At 77.5% G+C, this 3,575-nt stretch carries 4 protein-coding genes and 1 pseudogene; all 5 read right to left on the bottom strand.

From position 1 onward, the window contains the following. Positions 1-269 (bottom strand): annotated as a pseudogene (locus tag ABEB16_RS20060) (TetR/AcrR family transcriptional regulator); the annotation flags it as partial. Continuing rightward, complete coding sequence (locus ABEB16_RS20055) at positions 262-1,083, bottom strand: alpha/beta fold hydrolase (RefSeq protein ID WP_345713963.1); 822 nt, start codon at positions 1,081-1,083, stop codon at positions 262-264. The pseudogene ABEB16_RS20060 and the gene ABEB16_RS20055, both read right to left, overlap by 8 nt. A 32-nt stretch (positions 1,084-1,115) precedes the next feature. Beyond that, complete coding sequence (locus ABEB16_RS20050) at positions 1,116-1,730, bottom strand: AAA family ATPase (protein ID WP_345713962.1); 615 nt, start codon at positions 1,728-1,730, stop codon at positions 1,116-1,118. Positions 1,731-1,824: 94 nt separating this feature from the next. Next, positions 1,825-2,481, bottom strand: a complete 657-nt coding sequence (locus tag ABEB16_RS20045; RefSeq protein ID WP_345713961.1) for a DUF998 domain-containing protein — start codon at positions 2,479-2,481, stop codon at positions 1,825-1,827. 53 nt (positions 2,482-2,534) lie between these two features. Further along, the coding region (locus ABEB16_RS20040; RefSeq protein WP_345713960.1) for an RNA polymerase sigma factor at positions 2,535-3,575 on the bottom strand (1,041 nt) is incomplete at its 5' end.

Genomic DNA, 3,575 nt, shown 5'->3' with positions numbered 1-3,575 from the left:
CGGTAGGCGTGCGCCAGCGCGAGCAGCGCCTCCTCCCGGGAGCGGCCCACCGCGGCCGCGCCGAGCTCGGCGGCCAGCGCCCGCCCGGCGGCCGCGGCCACGTGGTCGTGCAGGGCGTCGAGCCCGGCGACGTGCTTGTAGAGGCTCGGCAGCTTCACCCCCAGGCGGGTGGCCAGCGCGGCCAGCGTCAGCCGGTCCAGGCCCACCTCGTCGGCGAGGCGCCCCGCCTCGGCGACCACCACCTCGCGGGACAACCCCGCCCTAGGCACGCGCGGCCACCTCGTGCAGGAACTCCCGCACCGCGGGCACGACGACGTCGGGACGCTGCGCCGCCGGGTAGTGCCCGGCCTCCTCGACGAGGACCACCCGCCCGCCCAGGGCCTGCGCGGCCCACGCCGCTTCCGCCGCGGGGTCGGGGAAGTCCGGGTCGAGGCGGCCGACGACGAGCAGCGCCGGCGCCCGCACGTCCCCCAGCCGCGCCTCGGTGCCCGCGTGGGAGCTGCGGGTGGTGCGGGCGAACGCCACGGCGTGCCCGGGCCGGCGGAACGAGGCGTGCAGCGCGGCGAGGAACTCCGCGTGATCGGCGGGCACCCGGCCGGCGTAGAGCCGCGGCAGCCACGCCCGCCACACCGGCACCGCCCACGGCCGGGCGGTGGCCGCCCGCATCAGCAGCGCCTTCCAGCGCGGTACGCCGCCGTCCCGCAGGAACGGCCCGACCAGCACGAGGGCGCGCACCCGCTCCGGGGCCTGCGCCGCCAGCAGCGCCGCCGCCGAAGCGCCCATCGAGGAACCGACGAGCACCGCGGGGCCGCCACCGAGCTCGTCGAGCAGCGCGGCGACGTCGGAGGCCAGCGCGGGCACGTCGTGGCGGTCGAAGCCGGCGTCGGAGGCGCCGTGGCCGCGCAGGTCGAGGGTCGCCACCCGGTACCCGGCCGCCACGAGCGGCGGCACGAGGTGGCGGAAGGTCTGCCGCACGTCACCCATGCCGGGCACGCAGACGACGAGGGGCCCCTCGCCGGAGACGTCGAACGCCAGCCGCCCACCGGGCCGCGGCAGCCACCGCACCTCTTGGCTAGTAGTCATAGCCAAAAAGCTAATTGTATTAGCCGTAGGCGTCAAGGACCTCGCCGCGGTCGGATGCGGTCAGGCAGGGCGAGGCAGGAGTGCCACCGAGCGCGAGCTGAGGTCACGAGCGCGCCCTCGGGCATCGGCTGACGTCGCAGCGCGAGCGCCACGACGGCGTCGGCGACCTCCTGCGGACGAAGCCCGTCGGTGTGCACCACTGGCCCCAGATCGCCCAGGGCCGCCGCTGCGGCCTCGTACCGGGCGAGCTGCCCGGTGCGCCAGGCCCGGGCGTCGATGTCGTCGGCGTCCGCGGCGATGCGCTCTTCCAGCTCGGCGCTGGAAGCGTGCAGGGTGACGTGCAGGACCTCGCGCCCTCGCCGCCGCAGGCCTTGCAGGATCCCGACCAGGTGCTCGGTGTTCAGCACGCTCATCGGGACGACGAGGTGCCGCCCAGGGCGCGCACGTCGAGCGGCGGTGGCGATCGTCACGGCACGCCACGACTCCAGGTCCTGGTAGTCGCCCGGGCGGAACAGGCCCACGGTCCGCTTCAGCACCCATCCCCACCGTTCGGGGTCGAAGACACCCGCGTCGGGCAACCGCGACAGCACCTCGCAGGCGGTCGTGCTCTTGCCGACCCCGAAGGCACCGTTGATCCAAATGATCACGGATGCAACCTAGCGGCGCCCGCCCCTCGGCCCCGAGGCGTTCGACATCGCACGGGTCGGGAATCCCTGCACCCAGCCGCTCGTCGCCCGCTCATCAGCGTGGGACGTTCGAAGCGGGCTGCCGCAGCGCCTGCACGGCGAGGGCGCTGAGCCAGCCGAAACCCGCGGTGAGCGAGAGGCGCTGCACCAGGCCGGCGACGTCCACCAGCGCCGGGTGCTGGCCGAAGCCGGCGCTGGCCGCACCGAACCCCGCGAGCACCACCAGGCCGCAACCGGCCGACGCCACCGCCCACCCGCCGTCCCCCTCGCGCCGGCGAGCACGTGCGTGCAGCAGCGCCGCCGCCGGGACGGCGAGGAACACGGGGACGGAGAAGGCGTCGTGCAGCGCACCGGCGGTGCTGTACCCGGCGAGCGCGTCCGGTGCACCGGGCGGGTACCCGCCGACCGGGTCGGTGCGGAAGGCACCCGCACCGATCAGGCCGACCCCCGCCGCACCGATGAGCACGGCACGGGCGCGCGAGGTCCCCGCGGGCCGCGGCGCCCGCGCCAGGCCGACGGCGAGCCCCGCGTACAGGGCGCCGGTCACCAGGAAGTTCACCACCTGCACCGCGCCACCGGGCCCCAGGGCCAGGGAGCTGACGGGGTGGCGCAACGGCTCGTAGCCGGGGCGCACGGCGCCCTGGACCAGCGCGACGGCGATGAACAGCGGCCCCGCCACCGCGCCGCCGACGAGCAGGGCCCGTCTCGTCACGACGCCGGGCCCCTCCCGCCCGCGCACGTCGTGGACCACCCGGCGACGCCCCCTCACGGCGCAGCCCCACGGCGCGACGGGGCGCCTCGCGCCGCCCGGGCGGTGAGGTGGCGCTGCTCGGGCACGCTCGTCGCCAGCCGGGCCGCCAGGGCGTAGGCCGCCCCGGCCTCAGCACCCCGGCCGTCCAGCTCCAGCAGGTGCGCGTGCACCGCGTGCAGCCGGTGGTGGTGCCGCAGCCGCGGGTCGGCGAGCAGCGGGGCCAGCACGTCGAGCCCGGCCCCCGCACCCCGCACCTCCGCGACGGCCACCGCGCGGTTCAGCGTCACGACGGGCCCGGGTGCCACCTCGTGCAGCATCCCGTAGAGCACCTCGACCTGCGCCCAGTCGGTGTCCTGCGCCCGCGCGGCCTCGGCGTGCACGGCCGCGATCGCCGCCTGCAGCTGGAACGGGCCCACCGGCCCGGCCGGCAGCGCCGCCTCCACCAGGGCCACCCCCTCCGCGATCGCCGCCCGGTCCCAGCGGGAGCGGTCCTGCTCCGCCAGCGGGACCAGCGAGCCGTCCGGACCCGTGCGGGCGTCCCGCCGGGCGTCGGTGAGCAGCATCAGCGCCAGCGCCCCGGCCACCTCCCCCACCGCCGGCAGCCGCGCGTGCAGCAGCCGGGTCAGCCGGATCGCCTCCGCGGTGAGGGAGACGTCCTGCAACCCGCCCCCCGCCGTGCTCAGGTGCCCCTCGGTGAAGACGAGGTGCAGGACGTGCAGCGCGCTGTGCACCCGCTCCGGCAGCTCCGCGGCCGACGGCGCGGCGAACGGCGCCCCCAGCTGCCGCAACCGCGCCTTGGCCCGGCTGATCCGCTGCGCCGCCGTCGCCTCCGGCACCAGCAGGCCCCGCGCCACCTGCGCCGTGCTCAGCCCGCCCACCGCCCGCAGCGTCAGCGCCACCCGCGACGGCTCCGGCAGCGCGGGGTGGCAGCACAGCAGCAGCACCACGAGGGAGTCGTCGTGCGCGCCGGCCACCCGGTCCGCCGCCGGCGCGAGCAGCTCCCCGGCGTTGCACCACACGAGGCGGCGGGCGCCGGCCACCCAGCGCCGGCTGGC

This window comes from Kineococcus glutinatus (genome assembly GCF_039542765.1).
Taxonomy (GTDB): domain Bacteria; phylum Actinomycetota; class Actinomycetes; order Actinomycetales; family Kineococcaceae; genus Kineococcus_A; species Kineococcus_A glutinatus.
The sequence above is the reverse complement of the archived record's forward strand: the minus strand, read 5'-3'. Positions and strand labels throughout refer to the sequence as shown.